The sequence below is a fragment of the Streptomyces sp. NBC_01716 genome (assembly GCF_036248275.1).
GTDB lineage: Bacteria > Actinomycetota > Actinomycetes > Streptomycetales > Streptomycetaceae > Streptomyces.
The window spans coordinates 195,936-211,997 of the sequence record NZ_CP109181.1; the positions used below are offsets into that span (position 1 = coordinate 195,936).

A 16,062-nucleotide genomic window follows, 5' to 3' on the forward strand; every position below is an offset into this window, starting at 1 on the left:
GCGCTTGGCGTACCCGGCGGCAGGGCCTATCACTTGACGGTTCGTGTCAGCCGAGTGCCGGATTCCGGCTCCGGGCCCGAGCCGGGCGGCCGACGCGGTGTTGGTACGACCGGGTCGTCGGCCGCGCGGCCCTTGCCGCGCAGCCGGTCCATCTCCCGCCATTCCGGGCGCAGTCCGGTGAGATTCGTCGTGAGAAAGTACACCGCCCCTCCCACCAGCAGCACCGGCGCCAGTCCGGTCAGGGCCACCGCCGCGCCCCCGAGCAGCCCGCCGAGCGGCATCCCGGACCAGGAGAGCGCGCCGCTGAGCGCCTTGACCCGGCCGAGCAGACGGCGGGGTACGCGTTCGTAACTGACCGCCGCCAGAATGGGGTTGAGGAATCCGGCGCCGAAACCACCGACCGCGAAGACGACCACCACGACCCACAGCGGTGCGGGCGAGGCGAGGATCAGCCAGCGCGGCGCGCCCGCGAGCAGGAATCCGCCGAAGAACACCACGCGGCGCCGCATCCGGTGCGCGACGCCCGCCGCTATCAGGCTGCCGCCGATCGCGGCGAGTCCGCCCGCGCCCGCGCACAGTCCGATGGCGCTCGGTCCGTTGCCCGACTCCTTGGCCCAGACGGGGAGGAGGACGGCGCTGAACGCCGCGTCCAGGAAGTTGGTGACCATGACCATCACGACGATCGTGAGGAGCAGCGGCTCGCCGCGCAGGAAGGTGAAGCCCTGGCCGAACCGCCGCCAGTAGCCCGGCTCCGTGGGTGCGTCGGTGCCGTCCTGCGGCGACGGAGTGTGCGGGACCGGGCGGCCCATGCCACGCGGCAGCACCAGCCCGATGACCACCGAACCGAGCGCGAAACAGGCCGCGTTGACGGTGAGCCCGGTCAACGGCCCGAGGACCGCGATGAGGGCGCCGCCCGCCGCCGGGCCGATGGTGGAGGCGAGCCGTTCGGTCACACCGGCGAAGCCGGTGGCCCGCTCCAGAGGTACGCGGCCGTGGTCCGCCGCCTCGGGGACCATGACGTCCTTCGCGAGATCGCCCGGTCCCCGCGCCGCGCCGATCAACGCGACGAGCACGAGCAGCAGCGGGAACGAGAGCAGGTCAGCCGCGTGGAGTACGGGTACGGCGAGGGCGGCGGCGGAGCTGACCAGGTCGGTGGTCCAGGAGATGGTCCGTGGTCCGGCCCGGTCCACCAGCGGTCCGGTGAACGCCTTCACCAGCACGTACGGCGCCATCTCGCAGAAGGCCACCACCCCCGTCCGGGTGGCACTGCCGGTGGTGACGAGAACGAACCAGGGCAGCGCGATGGCCGAGACGCGCGTACCGGTCAACGAGACCGCCATCGCCGTGAGTACACCGACGAGCGGCAGCAGCGTACGCCGCTCCGGCGGTTCCGGCGCGCCGTTGGAGCCCTTCGTCCCCGGCTCGCGTCCCCCGGGCTTCCTCACGAGGTCTCCGTTCCCCGCCGCCGTTCGGGAGCGGGGTCGCCGTCGGGAGTCTCGTCGGAGGGGTCGAGGGTGTCGGGTACGTCCAGCTCCGGCAGGATCTGGGAGATGAGGGAGACACGCTCGGCGCCCTCCGGCGCCTCGGCCGCAGTCTCCGGGCTGTCCGGCCGGTAACGGGCAACGAGCGCGTGGAGCTCCTCCCGCAGCTTCACCGTCTCCTCGGGGGTCAGCCGCAACGGCCAGTCGCTGATGTCGAAGGTGCCGCGCCACCGGTCGGGCATCGTCTGGAGTTCGCTGAGCGCCCGTTGGGTGCGCAGGGTGTACGCGGCGGCGACCGACTGGAGATACGCCAGGGCCGCCTCGGGCTCCCGTTCCGCGAGGTCGGGCTCGCGGAACCAGGTCGACCGGTGAACCGCGCGCCACCAGCGTTCCCGCGCGTTGCCGCGCTCGGTGTCCTCCTCGACGAACCCGGCGTCGCCGAGCTGGCGCAGGTGATAGCTGGCCGTACCGGAGTTGACCCCCAGCCGCTCGGCCAGCCGGGTGGCCGTCGAGGGGCCGAACTTCCGCAGGAGCCCGACCAGTTGGACCCGTACCGGATGTGCCAGGGCACGCAGCCCCTTGGCGTCCAGGACGACCGTGTTCGACTCGTGCTTGGGGCCGTGCGGGGCGTCGTGCGAATCCGTCATGCCGAGCAGCCTAGACCGCGAACAACTCTTTGCGAAGACTCCTTCGCGAAGAAATCTTTGCGAAGGGATGTGCGCGGCGGATTCTTCATGCTGGCGCCGCCGACGCGGCGGCACCAGCTACTGCTGATGCGCGGCGCTCTCCCCCGTTGTTCCATGGACGGAGGGCTGAGGAGAGGGGACGTCATGGTCACAGTGGAACTGACGCGCTTCCGGGTGGACGCGGACAAGAACGAGCTTCTGCTGGCCACCCGCCCGGCGATGCTCGCGGACTTCCGCGCGGACAGGCGGGGATTCCTCGATGCCCGGCTGGTCAGGCTGCCGGACAACGAATGGCTGGACATCATCACCTGGGAGACGCCGGAGGACTTCGCCGCGTCGCGGGACAAGGGACCGAACCGGCCGGGGATCGCCGACTTCTTCTCGGCGATCGCCGAGCTGACCAGCGCGGAGGAAGGTTCCCTGGAACAGAGCGGTGTCGAATAACACCTGAGCTCGGCCCTTGCGAGGTACGGCGCCGGCGATCGAGCTTGGGCCACCAGGAGCCCCGGTCAGTCGCGCGGGCCCTCCGTCACGGACAGCCACTTGGCCAGCAGGGATTCGAGCTGCTCGGCCTCGTCCTCCGTCAGCGCGTCGAGCAGACGGCGCTCGTTGGCCATGTGCTCGGAGAAGGCGCGATCGATCAGCTCACGGCCTGCCGGGGTCAGCGCGACGACCCTGCCGCGCCCGTCGCTGTCACTCACCCGCCGCGAGACGAGCCCGGCCCGTTCGAGCCGGTCGACGCGTTTCGTCATCGCGCCCGTGGTGACCATCGTGTGCTCGGCCAGCTCGCCGGGGGCGCGTTCGTACGGCGCGCCCGCTCGCCGCAGGGCCGCGAGGACGTCGAAGTCACCCTCCCCCAGCCCGTACTTCCGGAACACGACGCACAACTCCTCGGTGAGATACACGCTGAGGCGGTGCAGCCGCCCGATCACACCCTGCGGGCGTACGTCGACATCGGGGCGTTCACGGGCCCATTCCCGCTGAATACGGGCCACGCGGTCAACAGTGCCGATGCGGTCAATGAGGTCAAGGGATTCGGCCATGCACAGAACAATACCTTCCTAGGAAGATATTATCGCCTTCATGGAATCCACCGCCCGTTGGTCACTGGTCACCGCCCTCGCGCCCATCGCGTGGGGCACGTCGTACTTCGTCACCCAGCGCTATCTGCCGGCCGACCATCCGCTGTACGGGGCGGTGTTCCGGGCCCTGCCCGCCGGGATCCTGCTGCTGGCGCTCAGCCGGCGGCTGCCGCACGGCGCGCTGTGGTGGAAGGCGCTGGTGCTGGGCACCCTGAACATGGGCGCGTTCTTCGCCCTCGTCTACATCGCCGCGCAACTCCTGCCGGTCAGCATCGCGTCAACGGTCATGGCGACCGCGCCGGTAGTGATGATGCTGCTGGCCTGGCCGCTGCTGGCGGAGCGCCCGCAGATACTGCCGGTCGTCGGCGCCGGCATCGGTATCGCGGGCGTCTGCGTCATGCTCCTCACGAACGCGACCGGGATCGATCCGCTCGGCGTGCTCGCCTCCGTCGCGGCCATGACGATGTCGTCGGCCGGCTTCATACTCACCAAGAAGTGGTGCCCGGACGTCGACGTACTCGCCCTGACCTCGTGGCAGCTGATCGCCGGAGGGGCCGTTCTCCTGCCCGTCGCGGTCGCCGTCGAAGGGGCACCGCCGGTCCTGAACGGGAGCGCGGCGCTCGGTTTCATCTATCTGTCCGGAGTGACGACCGCTCTCGCCTTCACCGCGTGGTTCAAGGGTCTGCGACATCTGAGCGCGGGGACGGTGGGGCTCATCGGCCTCCTCAACCCGGTCACCGGCGTTCTGCTCGGCACGCTCGTCGCCGGAGACACCCTCACCGCACGCCAGGGCGCCGGGCTGGTGCTGGTGTTCGCCGGCATCGTGCTGGGACAGCCGGGCGTGACGCGCGCGGTGCGTGCCCGGCGCGCCCGCCGGTCGATGGCGGAGGCCGGTGTCGCCGCACCACCCGAACATCCACGCCCGCGCCAACAGGCCTGATTCCGGGGGCGGTTGGAGCCCGGGTCTGAGCCACCCGCAAACCGACGCCCCTCAGTGCACGTGAAATCCGCCGTCCACGAAGACCGACTGCCCCGTGACGTACGAGGAGGCCCGGCTCGCCAGGAACACGGCCGCGCCCGCGAAGTCCTCCGCCACCCCGTTGCGCCCGGTCATCGTGCGCGCGGCGAGCGCGGCCACCCGCTCGGGGTCGGACGACAGCCGTTCGTTCAGCGGCGTCATCACGAAGCCCGGCACAAGCGCGTTGCAGGTGACCCCGTACGGCGACCAGGCCTCGGCCTGCGAGCGGGTCAGCGACTCCAACGCGCCCTTGGAGACCCCGTAGACACCGCTCTGGACGAAGGCCCGGTGCGCCTGCTGGGACGTGACATGGATGATCCGTCCGAAACCGCGCTCGGCCATGCCGGGTCCGAACCGCTGCCCCAGCAGATACGGCGCCTGAAGATTCACCGCCATCGTCGCGTCCCACACGTCGTCGCCGGTCTCCCCCAGCGGAGGCCGCAGGTTGATCCCGGCGCAGTTGACGAGGGTGTCGGGTTCGCCGAAGACCTCCGCCGCCTCGTCGGCCGCCGTACGTACACCCTCGCGCGTACCGAGGTCGCCCGCCACCCATGCCGCGCGGCAGCCACGGTCCGTCAACTCATCGACAGCGGCGACCAGTTCGGCCTTCCGGCGCGCCACGATGACGACGCTCGCCCCGGCGCGGGCAAGGGCTTCGGCGATGCCCTTGCCGATGCCGGAGCTTCCACCGGTGACCAGGGCCACGCGGCCTTCCAGAGAGAAGAGCTGGGAGAGGTACGCCTGCGATTCCATCCCCGCAGATTAGATGTCGCACCAGGCTCCCGGCCTGGTGGGGGGCGCGCCCGGAGCACGGGCCGAGCGGGGAAACGGATCGGTCGAACCCCTTGACGCGGCCGGGAAGAGCCTCCAGGATCCTGTCTCGGAAACGTTTCCATGGAAACGTTTCCAGATGTCCGCCCACACGTAATCGATCCACAAGAGGCACCCATGGACAACACCGTGACCATCAAGGACGTCGCCGCACTCGCCGGCGTGTCCGTGGGCACGACGTCCCGGGTGCTCTCCGGCAACCCCTCCACCTCCCCCGCCGCCCGTGAACGCGTCCACGCCGCCGTCGCCGAACTCGGCTACCGGCCAGACGCCCGTGCGCGCTCCCTGCGTTCGGCCCGTTCGCACACGGTGGGGCTGCTCATCTCCGACGTGCGCAACCCGTTCTTCGCGGACGTCGCGCACGGCGCCGAACAGGCGGCGCTGCGCTCGTCGTACGTCACCCTCCTCGCCAACGCCAACGAGGATCCGCGGCAGCAGGACACCTACCTGGAGTCCTTCCTCACCCAGCGGGTCGACGGCATCATCATCGCTCCGCAGGGCGCGGACAGCGCCCACCTCCGGACCCTCGCCACCACCGTGCCCCTCGTCTTCGTCGACCGGACCGTCGACGGGTTCGAGGTGCCCAGCGTCACCTCCGACAACGCGCTGGGCATCGACCAGGCCGTCGCCCATCTCGCCGACCGCGGCCACACCCGCGTCGGCTACATCGGCGGCCCCCGGTCCATCTCCACCGGCCGCGCGAGACACGACGCCTTCGTGCGCGCGGTCGCCCGGCACGGTCTCGACGGCGACCCGGAGCTGATCACCTCCGGCGACTTCCGCTCGGCCAGCGGCTCGACCGCCGCCGAACGGCTGCTGTCGGGCGAGCGCCCGCCGACCGCGCTGCTCGCGGCCGACAGTCCGATGGCGGTCGGCGCGCTCGGCGCGCTGCGCCGCCGCGGCCTGCGGATCGGATCGGACATCGATCTGGTGGCCTTCGACGACATCGAATGGTTCTCCGAACTCGACCCGCCGCTCACCGTCGTCGCGCACGACGCCCAGGCCATGGGGTCGACGGCGATGGGACTCCTTCTCGACGTCATCGAGGGCCGCACACCCGAATCGGTGGTGCTTCCGACGCGCCTGGTCGTCCGGGAGTCGTCGGGCGGGACCCCCCACCGGTCATAGGCCGGGCGGCGTACGCGGCCACACCCCAGCCGGCGCCCGCCGTCCCCGACTCCACCTCCACTGCCCCGAAGCTCACGGAGTCGCCGGAGTTCGAGGAGACCAAGGCGAGCGGCCAGACGGTCAGGAACCCGCTCGTCACGGTGCTGCGAAACGACTGGCGCAACATTCTGCGGATCATCGCGCTGCGCGTCGTCGAGTCCTGCGCGTACTACCTGACGGCGACGTATCTGCTGTCGTACATCACCGACCGCGACGAGGACGACCGCGGCATCGCACTCGCGGGCATCGTGATCGCGAGTCTGCTCGCGGTGGGCACGACGGTGCTGTCCGGGGCGCTGACCGACCGGATCGGCCGGCGGAAGCTGTATCTGGCCGGGTGCCTGCTGGCGGTCGCCTTCGGCTTCCCGATGTTCCTGATGGCCAACACGGGCAATCCCGTGCTCGTGGTGCTGATCTATCTGATCGCGATCGGTGTGATCCACGCGGCGCTGACCGGTACGCAGGCGGCGTGGTTCGCCGAGCTGTTCAAGACCAACACCCGTACGTCCGGCGCCTCGTTGGGCTATCAGGTCGCGGCGTCCGTGGCCGGGTTCGCGCCGTTCCTGGCCGTGTTGCTGGCGGAGTCGTTCGACTGGGCGGGGCCGGCCGGTTTCTACGTGGTCATCGGTCTGGTGGGCCTGCTCGGCGTCGCGACGACGCGGGAGACCTGGGGTCCGCGCGAGCGCGCGGCGGCGGAGGCCGCCGACAAGGCGGTCCCGCAGCCGCGCGCGAACAGGCCGACGGCGGCAGACTCGGAGGGAGCGGCGCGCCGCTCCTGACAGCGGCGGACGCCGGCGCGGCCGGGGCTCAGCCGTGACCCGTGTCGATGACGCAGAAGCGGTTGCCCTCGGTGTCGGCGAGGACGATGAAGTCGGCGTCGTCGGGATAGCTGTCCCAGTCGACGCGTTCGGCGCCGAGGGAGATCAGACGCTCCACTTCCGCGGCCTGCTCAGCGGCGTCGCGCGCGTAGAGATCGAGGTGGACGCGGGGGTGTTCCCGCACGGGCGTCACGCTGAGCCCGAGGGAGAGGCCGGGACCGTCCCCGCGCGCGGGGACGAGGACGACCCAGTCGTCCTCCACCTCGCCGTCGCGCGGTACGTAGTCCAGCGCCCGGGTCCAGAGGTCCGCGGCGCGGCGTACGTCGGCGGCGCCCATCACGATCGTCCCGATAGTGATCATCGGGCGATGGTGTCAGAATCCGCGGGCGGTGATCAATCCGATTCGGCCGTCGGCGGCGGCGGGAAACCGCACGAGTGAATGCGACGGCACAGAAGAACCCCGGAAGCTCGATCTTCCGATCTCGCTACCGGGGTTCAAGGTCTCCGTTGTCGCGCCGACGCTTCCCGGCGCTGCTCATCCGCGCTTCGCTGCGTCGCCGTAACGGCGCTCAAATCGCTCCACACGGCCCGCGGTGTCAAGAACCTGCGAGTTACCTGTGTAGAAGGGGTGGCTCGCCGATGATGTCTCGACGTCGATGACGGGGTACCTCTTCCCGTCCTCCCACTCGATGGTCTTGTCGGAGTCGGCGGTCGACCGCGTCAGAAACGCGAAGTCGGCGGCACGGTCCCGGAATACCACCGGACGGGACACGGGGTGTATCTGAGTCTTCATATGGGGTCCTCCTGTCGCCGACCACCTGGGGCCTCTTCTCCCGCAGGTACCTACTACAACGGCGTGCGGAGGCCGGGTATTCCAGCGAATTCCGGTGGGCCACCCATGGCCGAGGAAGAGGCAGTTGACCCGCATCACCCCCGACTGACCAGGGCTTCCGGTGATATTCTCGTTATATGGCTGACCGAATACATCGGGTCACTGTCGAAGGCTCCCGGATCACCACTCCCCGGTTGGTCCTTCGACCGTGGGCGCCGGGCGACGCCGAGGCGGCGCTGCCCGTGTACGGCGTTGACAAGGTGTCCCGATGGCTGGCTCCGGCTCTTGAGCCGGTGTCCGACCTGGCGGCCATGGAGCGCCTCATAGAACGCTGGATGGCCGAGTCGGCCACTCTCGAACCTCCTCAGGGCCGGTGGGCCATCTCGCTGCGCGAGACCAGCGAGCTGATCGGAGGTGTGGCCCTGCTGCCGCTCCCGCCCTTCGGCAGCGACCTGGAGATCGGGTGGCAGCTGGCGCCCGACCTGTGGGGTCAGGGCCTGGCGGCCGAGGCCGGGCACGCCGTGGCGCATCAGGCTTTCGAGTCGGAGGCGGGCGTGGAGGAGCTGTTCGCGGTGGTACGGCCCCGGAACAGCCGCGGCGCGGCGACGGCCCGGCGGGTCGGGATGGAGTGGGTCGGCGAGACGGAGAAGTACTACAACCTGTCATTGCAGGTCTACCGTCTGCGCAGAGGCGACCTCGACGCGGGCGGCCCTATCGAAATCATGCGCTAAGGGCTGTCCCGTAATCCCTGGCGGGCGCACGACGACAGCTACGGCACCTCGCCGCGTTGTCGGAACGCCCGAATACGCCCAGTATGAAGACGCCCCTCCGCCTTGCGATGCACCGCATCTGACGCCGCGCGCTGATCCACCAGGGATTACGGGACAGCCCTTAGCCTCGCCGTTTCGGTTGGGGTGATGGTACGTCGCTGATCGTCTGCTGCCAGGTGGGCGAGGTGACTCCGTTGCTTGAGCATGGCGGAGTCCCGGCGCGGGGGTCGGGTTCTCCAGGTCTTTCGGTTCGCCGAGATCCGCAGGCGCGGGCGGCGGCTGCGGCGGAGTGAGGCGAGCGGCGACGTGCAGGTGCGGCAATGCCGTGCAGATGCGGTATGCCCTCGTCCTGGTCGAACAGGGACAGCTGGGCGCCGGGGTGCGGTCGCTCGCGGCGCACGATGGTGCCACCTTGACGCCGGAATTGGCGCAGGCGTCAAGGTGGCAGGTCCTGGCTCGAAGCCCGGATGCGGATTGACGAAGGTGCCCCACGCGACGGCACCGCCGCATGGGGCACCAAAGCCAGGCCGGCGACCTCAGCCACGGCGGTCGCTGGTGTCAGACGGTGTAGCCGCCGTCGATGTTGATCGTCGCGCCCGTCACGTAGGTCGACTCGGAGCCGGCGAGGTAGACGATCAGGCCGGTCAACTCATCGGGAGACGCAAACCGATTGGCCGGGGTCAGTCCGGTCATCAGATCGGCGTGGGCCCCTTCGGACGGATTGCTGTCTGTCGCGATCGGGCCCGGCTGGATGTTGTTGACCGTGATCGCCCTCGGCCCCAGTTCCCGCGCCAGTGCTCGGGTGAAACCGCCGATGGCCGCTTTGGTGAGGGAGTACGTCGTGCCGTTCGGGATCGGCATCCGCTCGGCGAAGACGCTGCCGATTGAGATGATCCTGCCTCCGTCGCCCATGTGCCGCAGGGCTTCCTGTGTGGCCACCCACACCGAGCGTACGTTCACCGCGACCTCTCGGTCGAAGTCGTCGACGGTAAGTTCCCCGATCGGTGCGAGGTGGGCGCCTCCGGCGTTGTTCACCAGGATGTCCAAGCGGCCGAAGGCCTCCACGGTGCCGGTGACCGTCGCGCGGACGGATTCGGCGTCTCCCGAATCGGCCGCCAACGCCACCGCCCTGCCGCCTTCCGACGTGATCTCGGCGACGACCTTGTCGGCGTGGCCGGGTGACGAGTGGTAGGTGATGGCGACAGCCGCGCCCTCACGGGCGAGGCGACGCGCGATGGCCGCACCGATGCCACGGCTCGCGCCTGTGACCAAGGCGACCTTGCCGCTGAGTGTCGCGCTCATTCACTTCACCTCGATCTTCGAGGAGTTCTCGGCCAGCCAGGCGTCAAAGTCCTTCAGTGCCGGATTGATCTCGCGCAGCCGGTTCAGATCGCGGGCGCCGGTGAACTCCTGGTCGAAGTCGCCGTAATACTGGAACATGTTGGCGATCTCCGCAGCCGCCGGGATGTCCAGGGAGCGGAAGACGTCGTAGGGCACCGAGTTGAAGCGCACCGGTTCGCCGAGCGCGGCTCCCAGCTTCTCCGCGTACTGCGCACCGGTCAGGTGGTCGCCGGCCAGGCTGATGGTGCCGCCGACGAACTGCTCACCACCCTTGAGGATGGCGTGCGCGATGCGGCCGATGTCCGCCACGTCCACCCCGGCGAGGAGCTTGCCGTCCTCCAGCGGCAGAGTCAGGGTCAGTACGCCGTCCTCGGCGCGCTGAGGGCCCATGGCCTGCAGGAAGCCCTGAAAGAAGAAGGTGGTGTTCAGGAAGGTCGTCGGCACTCCAGCCTGTGTGAAGAGCTCATTGGCCTCACCCTTGGCGTCGAAGTGCGGCACGTTGTACTTGTCCTGCAGAACGGGCATCCGTTCGTCGTCCAGCGGCAGCAGTTCGCGCGTGTCCTCGAGCGTCGACCAGACCACATGACGCAGCCCCGTGGCCTTGGCAGCCCGGACCAGCACGTTTACTTCCTCGGTCTCCTTGGCCGCCGAGCCATGCGCCCAGAAGTTGGTCACGAGGAAGGCGCCGTAAGCACCCTCGAACGCTTGGTGCACGGTCGACTCGTCGTAGAAGTCCGCCTGGACAACCTCCGCCCCGAGCTCAGCAAGCTCCTTGGCCGCAGGCGAGTTGGGGTTCCGGGTCAGCGCGCGCACCGTGAAGCCCGAATCCGGGTCGGCGAGGATCGCCCGTGCGGTGCCACCACCCTGTGCGCCCGTCGCTCCGGCGACCGCGATGACCTTCTTGTCGCTCATACCAGTAACCCCTGTCCGAGTAGAGAACCATCTAGTTGAGGTATCAACTCAATCAGGATTACGTTGATGCATCAACCTTTACCAATGAGATTCAGCCAGGTAGCGAAGGCGACGGAACCGACCGGGTCATCCATGAACTCCTGCGCTGCCCTTAAAGGGCAATTCGTCTAGATCGGACACCCTCTTACAGTCCCGATCTTGGTAACCCTGCGGTGGCTCCGGATTGAACCCTTGCAAAGCGCGGGCCGTTGAGGCGGGTGAATCTGCTGACGCCCCGGGACGAGGTGGATGTGAAAGTACGCGGTGGTCCGACCGGCAGCCTCGGCAAGATCCGCCAGCAAACGTGCCCCGGCGTGCCCGACCACCCCTGAACCGTGAGCGGAGACAGGGAGCTTGGGACGCGACCCGATAGCCTGTACGCAGAAAGTGCCCCCCGCCTGGACCGACAGAACCCCTCGACAAGGTTCGTCGTCCCAGTTCAGAAGGCACTTTCGCGATCCCACCCGACCTTCTGCCTCACTCCGACCGAAACGGCGAGGCCAGGCGTGAGGGTGGCGTCGTAAGCCAGGGCCAACAGGCCCTGCGGCGGGGCAAGTTACTCCGCCGGGATTTCGCCGGGGTCGTCCGCGAAGCCCCAGTGTTCCACCAGCGGACCCACTTCCATGCCCTCCGACCGCCAGCCGCCGACAAGGCCGGGCAGTGCCTCCAGCGTGGACCGCCAGCAGCCCGGCGCCGATGTCTGGTCCGAGTCATGGAGAAGCACCGTGCCGCCGCCCCGCAGATCGTGCCGTACGTTCGCCAGCACCGAAGCGGCGGTCGCCTCGGCGGTCCAGTCCTTGCCCCACGCCGTCCAGAGAATCGGACGCAGCCCCGTCCGCCGGGCGGCGAGCAGACGGCCGCCGGTCAGGATTCCGTAGGGCGGCCTGTACCAGAGCGGTGACGCTCCGCAGATGGAGCGCACCGTCTGTGCGGCGCGCGCGAGATCATGAGTGTCCTGGGCGGGGGTGGGCAGCCAGGGGTGGTTGTGCGTCCACCCGTGCACCGCCACCTCATGTCCCCGGCGGGTGATCTCGCGGCCGAGTCGCGGATGGCGCAGGAGAGCCGTGCCGATCATGAAGAAGGTGGCGCGGGTGTGGAGTTCGTCGAGCAGGTCGAGAAAACGCGGTGTGGACCGCGGATCCGGACCGTCGTCGAAGGTGAGTGCCACATGGTCGGCGCGGCCGACGCCGGCCAGACCGGGAAAAAAGGCTCTGCGCGGTCCCGCGAGCCACGTGCCGGCCGGTGCTATGTGGGCGGCGGCGAGTGCCAGCGCGGGAGCGGTCGTCAGCAGACGCCGGCTCGGGGTGGCCGGCCCCGGAGAGCGCGGCGCACGGCGACGTTCCCGCACTGTCCCGGAATGAACGTCCATTCGGCCTCGTCCTCCGACAGGCCTCCAGGCCGTGTCTTCGAAGTCCCGCCTGGCCCTCGGCGCCTGGCAGGCGGACGACGCCACTTCGAAGACACGGCCTCGGCCGGCTTCCTCTCCCTCCCCAAGTGTCCCAAGCTCCGCGCCGGACGGCGACCCGCGAGCGGCGAGGACGGCGCGGTCAGCCGAAGCGGGAGGCGAGGCGCCGGAAAAGACCTGGCGCCATGCCCCGCAGGCGCCGGGGCAGGCCCAGCCAGCGCGGTACGAAGACCTCGTCCCGCCCGTGCGTGAGGGCGTCCCAGAGCGCTTCGGCGACGCGTTCGGGCGCAAGCGGCCGGGGCACGCCTCTGGTGTACGGGGTCCCGCGCCGTTCGAAGAACGGGGTGTCCACGGCGGCGGGTACGACATGCAGGACGCGGACACCTGTGTCGCGCAGTTCGTAGCGGAGTGAGTCGGCGAGCGCCTCGATGCCGGCCTTCGCGGCCGAGTAGACGACCTCCTGGCGCACGCCGTAGGTACCCGCCGTGGAACCGACCAGCACGATCTGCCCCCGTCCCACGGCGAGCATGCCCGGCAGGACCAGCCGGACAAGATGTGCCGCGGCTGTCAGGTTCACCGTGAGTACCTCGTCGACGGCGGCCTCCGGCATCGACGGAAGGGATCCGGCCCAGCCGACCCCGGCGGAGACAACGAGCACGTCGATGTGCCCGACGGCGTCGAGCGCACCCGTCACCAGGCGCTCGGCCCCGGCGGACGTGGCGAGGTCCGCCCGCAGGGGAACGGACGAGGTCAGGTCGGCGATCTCTTCCAGGCGCTGTTGGTCCCGGCCGCTGACCACGACCCGCCAGCCGGGCTCGGCGGCGATCCGCCGGGCGATCGCCGCCCCGATGCCGGACGAGGCGCCGGTGACCAGGGCCGTGCGCGGGGGCGGGTGTCCGGGGCCGGAAGGGTCGCGGGCGGTGCCGGCCTGCTCGGGGCCGGAAAGGCCGGGTGCCATGGCTGCCCCTGTTCCGACTTTCGACGCTGTGAGCGGGCCGCCGCCGCGATGTGCGACTGACCAGGACAGAAGATGCGTGGCCCATGAAGTGGACTCATCGACATATGACCCGTCCCGGGGCCGCACAACCCTTGATGAGCGACGTTCACGCCAAGGGTTTCGGCCGGTCCGGGCCGGTGGGGTGTCCCGTTTGAGATCGCGCGGAGCCCGGTACATCGGGATGAGCAACAGTGAACTCGATGCGGAGCCGACATGGATCCCTCGGCCGGGAACGACGGAACGACATCCGCGGGCAGGCGTTTCCTGATCGTGAGCGCCGGCATGGGGTCGGGCCACGCGGCGGTGGCGGCCGAGCTGATGCGGCGACTGGCAGCCGCCGGGCACACCGCCGCCGGGCTGGACGTCCTCCAGCTGCTGCCCCCGGGTGTCGGGCGTGGGGTGCGGGAGTTCTACCGGGTGGCCGTCTGCCGTGTGCCCGCCGTGTACGCGGCTGTGTACGCGGTGTTCCTGCGGCCCGGCAAGGGGCCGCGCCCCGGCAACGGACCGCTCGCCGCCCTGGCCGAGAAGCGGTTTCTCCGTCTGGTCGAGGAGTGGCGGCCTGATGTGATCGTTCCGGTGTTCCATCTCGCGGCCCAGCTCACCGGGAGGCTTCGGGCCCGGGGGAGCCTGGCCGTACCGAGCGCCGTGGTGATCACGGACTTCGCGGTCCACCGGCAGTGGCTGCATCCTGGCAACGACCTCAATCTGTGCCTCACGCCCGGAATCGCCCGGGAGGTACGAGGCTCGGCGGGGCGCTCCGCCGTCGTCTCGGGCCCCCTGGTGGCGCGGCGCTTCCGCGCACCTGCGGACGCCGGGGGCTGGACGGACATCCTCGGTGGTACGGAGCGGGGACCCGTACTGATCTCGACGGGAGCCTGGGGGGCCGGAAATCATGTGCTGGAGACGGCACGAGTCATCGCCGACGCGGGTTTTCTGCCGGTCGTCCTCTGCGGCAGGAACAGCCGGCTGCGCTCGCGGGTGTCCGGGACGCCCGGTGTGCCGGCCCTCGGCTGGGTGACGGACATGCCCGGTCTGCTGGCCGCCTCGCGCGCTCTTGTCGACAACGCCGCCGGACAGACGGCTCTGGAGGCGCTGGCCGCGGGGCTTCCGGTGATCGGCTACCGGCCGATTCCCGGGCACGGCAAGGACGGGGTGCGACGGATGGCCGAGGAGGGGCTCACAGCGCACGCGACCGGTCCGCGGTCATTGATCCGGGCGCTGGACGAGGTGACGGTGCCGGGTCCCGTACGCGAACGGCGCGCCGCCGAGGCCCGGCGTCTGTTCGGCGCCGATGCCCTGCCGCACCTGGAGGATCTGGCGGGGGCGTGAGCCGACCGGCGGCCGTACGTGTACGCGTGCGTGACCTGGTGCCAACTGGCTGACTTGGCCATGCACTTGACAAGGTCTAGACCTTCCAATTCAATCCAATCGACACACCTCCCGCACATCTCCTCCTTGGCCCTGTCGCGTCGTCGGCAGGGCTCTGTGCGCCGTTGGCGCGAAGGGAAAACATTCAGAGATGTTGAGCAAATCCGGCAGAGGCCTCTCCCTCCTGCGGTCCGCGATCCTTCTCGCGGTCGCGGCCCTCATCGCCACTCTCTTCACCGCCCCGGCCGCGCAGGCCGCGGACGGCCAGATCACCGGTCTGGGCGGTAAATGCGTCGACGTCGCCGGGGCGAGCAACGCCAACGGCACCCCCGTTCAGATCTACGACTGCAACGGCACCAACGCGCAGCGCTGGTCCAACCCGGGCGACGGCACGCTGCGCGCGCTCGGCAAGTGTCTGGACGTCTCGAACAACAGCACCGCCGACGGGGCGCTCGTCCATCTGTGGGACTGCACCGGCGGCGCGAACCAGCGCTGGGCCGTCTCCGGCGCGAACGACATCGTCAACCCCCAGGCGGACAAGTGCCTGGACATCCAGAACCGCAGCACGGCGAACGGCACCCGCCTCCAGATCTGGACCTGTACGGGCCAGTCGAACCAGAAGTGGAACGCGCCCAGCGGCGGTGGCGGAAACCCCTCGCCTGGTGGATTCGTCGTCAGCGAGTCGCAGTTCAACCAGATGTTCCCGGGCCGCAACGGCTTCTACAGCTACAGCGGTCTCACCGCCGCGCTGAGCGCCTACCCGGGATTCGCCAAGACGGGCAGCGACACGGTCCAGAAGCAGGAGGCCGCGGCGTTCCTCGCGAACGTGAGCCACGAGACCGGCGGCCTCGTGCATGTGGTGGAGCAGAACACGGCCAACTACCCGCACTACTGCGACGCTTCGCAGCCGTACGGCTGCCCGGCGGGCCAGGCCGCGTACTACGGCCGCGGTCCGATCCAGCTCAGCTGGAACTTCAACTACAAGGCGGCCGGTGACGCGCTGGGCATCAACCTGCTCGCCGACCCGTGGCGGGTCCAGAACGACTCGGCCGTCGCGTGGAAGACCGGTCTCTGGTACTGGAACACCCAGAACGGTCCCGGCTCGATGACCCCGCACAACGCGATGGTCAACCAGGCCGGCTTCGGCCAGACGATCCGCTCCATCAACGGCTCGCTGGAGTGCGACGGACGCAACCCCGCGCAGGTCCAGAGCAGGATCGACAACTACCAGCGCTTCACCCAGATCCTGGGTGTCTCGCCGGGCGGCAACCTGTACTGCTGATCCGTGTCGGCAGGACGATCACACCGTGTGGCC

17 protein-coding genes are annotated in these 16,062 nt (G+C 69.7%); 7 read left to right on the forward strand and 10 right to left on the reverse strand.

Translation table 11 applies throughout. The annotated features are described in order from the left end of the window. Positions 1-29 precede the first annotated feature (29 nt). Complete coding sequence (locus OIE74_RS00930) at positions 30-1,445, reverse strand: MFS transporter (protein WP_443075990.1); 1,416 nt, start codon at positions 1,443-1,445, stop codon at positions 30-32. Then, on the reverse strand, positions 1,442-2,128 hold the full coding sequence (locus tag OIE74_RS00935; RefSeq protein WP_329377331.1) for a winged helix-turn-helix domain-containing protein: 687 nt from the start codon (positions 2,126-2,128) through the stop codon (positions 1,442-1,444). The genes OIE74_RS00930 and OIE74_RS00935 overlap by 4 nt, the downstream gene beginning before the upstream one ends. 183 nt (positions 2,129-2,311) lie before the next feature. Here OIE74_RS00935 and OIE74_RS00940 point away from each other — a divergent pair, with 183 nt between their 5' ends. Beyond that, positions 2,312-2,611, forward strand: a complete 300-nt coding sequence (locus OIE74_RS00940; RefSeq protein ID WP_329377333.1) for a hypothetical protein — start codon at positions 2,312-2,314, stop codon at positions 2,609-2,611. A 65-nt stretch (positions 2,612-2,676) separates the two neighbouring features. Here the strand turns inward: OIE74_RS00940 and OIE74_RS00945 are convergent, their stop codons facing one another. Next, positions 2,677-3,210, reverse strand: a complete 534-nt coding sequence (locus OIE74_RS00945; RefSeq protein WP_329377335.1) for a MarR family winged helix-turn-helix transcriptional regulator — start codon at positions 3,208-3,210, stop codon at positions 2,677-2,679. A gap of 40 nt (positions 3,211-3,250) precedes the next feature. Here OIE74_RS00945 and OIE74_RS00950 point away from each other — a divergent pair, with 40 nt between their 5' ends. Then, on the forward strand, positions 3,251-4,189 hold the full coding sequence (locus tag OIE74_RS00950) for an EamA family transporter (protein WP_329377337.1): 939 nt from the start codon (positions 3,251-3,253) through the stop codon (positions 4,187-4,189). Between the two features lie 51 nt (positions 4,190-4,240). Here the strand turns inward: OIE74_RS00950 and OIE74_RS00955 are convergent, their stop codons facing one another. After that, complete coding sequence (locus OIE74_RS00955; RefSeq protein WP_329377339.1) at positions 4,241-5,020, reverse strand: SDR family NAD(P)-dependent oxidoreductase; 780 nt, start codon at positions 5,018-5,020, stop codon at positions 4,241-4,243. 195 nt (positions 5,021-5,215) lie between these two features. Between OIE74_RS00955 and OIE74_RS00960 the strand changes: the two genes are divergently transcribed. After that, positions 5,216-6,226, forward strand: a complete 1,011-nt coding sequence (locus OIE74_RS00960; protein WP_329377341.1) for a LacI family DNA-binding transcriptional regulator — start codon at positions 5,216-5,218, stop codon at positions 6,224-6,226. Beyond that, positions 6,223-7,044 carry an MFS transporter gene (locus tag OIE74_RS00965; RefSeq protein ID WP_329392123.1) on the forward strand — a complete coding sequence of 274 codons (822 nt, stop codon included), beginning with the start codon at positions 6,223-6,225 and terminating at the stop codon, positions 7,042-7,044. Before OIE74_RS00960 ends, OIE74_RS00965 begins: the two co-directional genes overlap by 4 nt. 28 nt (positions 7,045-7,072) lie before the next feature. Here OIE74_RS00965 and OIE74_RS00970 read toward each other — a convergent pair whose 3' ends face one another. Further along, positions 7,073-7,444 carry a VOC family protein gene (locus OIE74_RS00970; RefSeq protein WP_329377343.1) on the reverse strand — a complete coding sequence of 124 codons (372 nt, stop codon included), beginning with the start codon at positions 7,442-7,444 and terminating at the stop codon, positions 7,073-7,075. A gap of 174 nt (positions 7,445-7,618) precedes the next feature. After that, positions 7,619-7,876, reverse strand: a complete 258-nt coding sequence (locus tag OIE74_RS00975; RefSeq protein ID WP_329377345.1) for a type B 50S ribosomal protein L31 — start codon at positions 7,874-7,876, stop codon at positions 7,619-7,621. Positions 7,877-8,052: 176 nt separating this feature from the next. On the opposite strand from OIE74_RS00975, the gene OIE74_RS00980 reads away from it, so the two are divergent. Then, positions 8,053-8,646, forward strand: coding sequence for a GNAT family N-acetyltransferase (locus OIE74_RS00980; RefSeq protein WP_329377347.1), 594 nt, complete (start codon positions 8,053-8,055; stop codon positions 8,644-8,646). A gap of 597 nt (positions 8,647-9,243) precedes the next feature. Here the strand turns inward: OIE74_RS00980 and OIE74_RS00985 are convergent. From OIE74_RS00985 to OIE74_RS01000, 4 genes are all read right to left on the reverse strand, one after another. Next, the gene (locus tag OIE74_RS00985) at positions 9,244-9,987 is read right to left on the reverse strand and encodes a 3-oxoacyl-ACP reductase family protein (RefSeq protein WP_329377350.1); all 744 of its coding nucleotides are present in this window, start codon (positions 9,985-9,987) and stop codon (positions 9,244-9,246) included. Then, positions 9,988-10,938 carry an NmrA/HSCARG family protein gene (locus OIE74_RS00990; RefSeq protein WP_329377352.1) on the reverse strand — a complete coding sequence of 317 codons (951 nt, stop codon included), beginning with the start codon at positions 10,936-10,938 and terminating at the stop codon, positions 9,988-9,990. Positions 10,939-11,533: 595 nt separating this feature from the next. Beyond that, on the reverse strand, positions 11,534-12,346 hold the full coding sequence (locus tag OIE74_RS00995; RefSeq protein ID WP_329377355.1) for a polysaccharide deacetylase family protein: 813 nt from the start codon (positions 12,344-12,346) through the stop codon (positions 11,534-11,536). Positions 12,347-12,524: 178 nt separating this feature from the next. Further along, positions 12,525-13,340, reverse strand: a complete 816-nt coding sequence (locus tag OIE74_RS01000; RefSeq protein ID WP_329377356.1) for an SDR family NAD(P)-dependent oxidoreductase — start codon at positions 13,338-13,340, stop codon at positions 12,525-12,527. 252 nt (positions 13,341-13,592) lie between these two features. Between OIE74_RS01000 and OIE74_RS01005 the strand changes: the two genes are divergently transcribed. After that, entirely contained in the window at positions 13,593-14,708 is a 1,116-nt protein-coding gene (locus OIE74_RS01005) for an MGDG synthase family glycosyltransferase (protein WP_329377358.1), read from the forward strand. Positions 14,709-14,898: 190 nt separating this feature from the next. Then, entirely contained in the window at positions 14,899-16,029 is a 1,131-nt protein-coding gene (locus OIE74_RS01010) for a lectin (RefSeq protein WP_329377360.1), read from the forward strand. Positions 16,030-16,062: the final 33 nt, after the last annotated feature.

Excerpts from the sequence above, each read along its gene's own strand:
- OIE74_RS00940 (WP_329377333.1), top strand. The coding sequence starts at position 2,312 with ATGGTCACAGTGGAACTGACGCGCTTCCGGGTGGACGCGGACAAGAAC.
- OIE74_RS01005 (WP_329377358.1), top strand. The coding sequence starts at position 13,593 with ATGGATCCCTCGGCCGGGAACGACGGAACGACATCCGCGGGCAGGCGT.
- OIE74_RS00975 (WP_329377345.1), bottom strand. The coding sequence starts at position 7,876 with ATGAAGACTCAGATACACCCCGTGTCCCGTCCGGTGGTATTCCGGGAC.
- OIE74_RS00970 (WP_329377343.1), bottom strand. The coding sequence starts at position 7,444 with ATGATCACTATCGGGACGATCGTGATGGGCGCCGCCGACGTACGCCGC.
- OIE74_RS00955 (WP_329377339.1), bottom strand. The coding sequence starts at position 5,020 with ATGGAATCGCAGGCGTACCTCTCCCAGCTCTTCTCTCTGGAAGGCCGC.
- OIE74_RS00945 (WP_329377335.1), bottom strand. The coding sequence starts at position 3,210 with ATGGCCGAATCCCTTGACCTCATTGACCGCATCGGCACTGTTGACCGC.
- OIE74_RS01000 (WP_329377356.1), bottom strand. The coding sequence starts at position 13,340 with ATGGCACCCGGCCTTTCCGGCCCCGAGCAGGCCGGCACCGCCCGCGAC.
- OIE74_RS00985 (WP_329377350.1), bottom strand. The coding sequence starts at position 9,987 with ATGAGCGCGACACTCAGCGGCAAGGTCGCCTTGGTCACAGGCGCGAGC.
- OIE74_RS00935 (WP_329377331.1), bottom strand. The coding sequence starts at position 2,128 with ATGACGGATTCGCACGACGCCCCGCACGGCCCCAAGCACGAGTCGAAC.
- OIE74_RS00960 (WP_329377341.1), top strand. The coding sequence starts at position 5,216 with ATGGACAACACCGTGACCATCAAGGACGTCGCCGCACTCGCCGGCGTG.
- OIE74_RS00995 (WP_329377355.1), bottom strand. The coding sequence starts at position 12,346 with ATGGACGTTCATTCCGGGACAGTGCGGGAACGTCGCCGTGCGCCGCGC.
- OIE74_RS00990 (WP_329377352.1), bottom strand. The coding sequence starts at position 10,938 with ATGAGCGACAAGAAGGTCATCGCGGTCGCCGGAGCGACGGGCGCACAG.
- OIE74_RS01010 (WP_329377360.1), top strand. The coding sequence starts at position 14,899 with ATGTTGAGCAAATCCGGCAGAGGCCTCTCCCTCCTGCGGTCCGCGATC.
- OIE74_RS00950 (WP_329377337.1), top strand. The coding sequence starts at position 3,251 with ATGGAATCCACCGCCCGTTGGTCACTGGTCACCGCCCTCGCGCCCATC.
- OIE74_RS00980 (WP_329377347.1), top strand. The coding sequence starts at position 8,053 with ATGGCTGACCGAATACATCGGGTCACTGTCGAAGGCTCCCGGATCACC.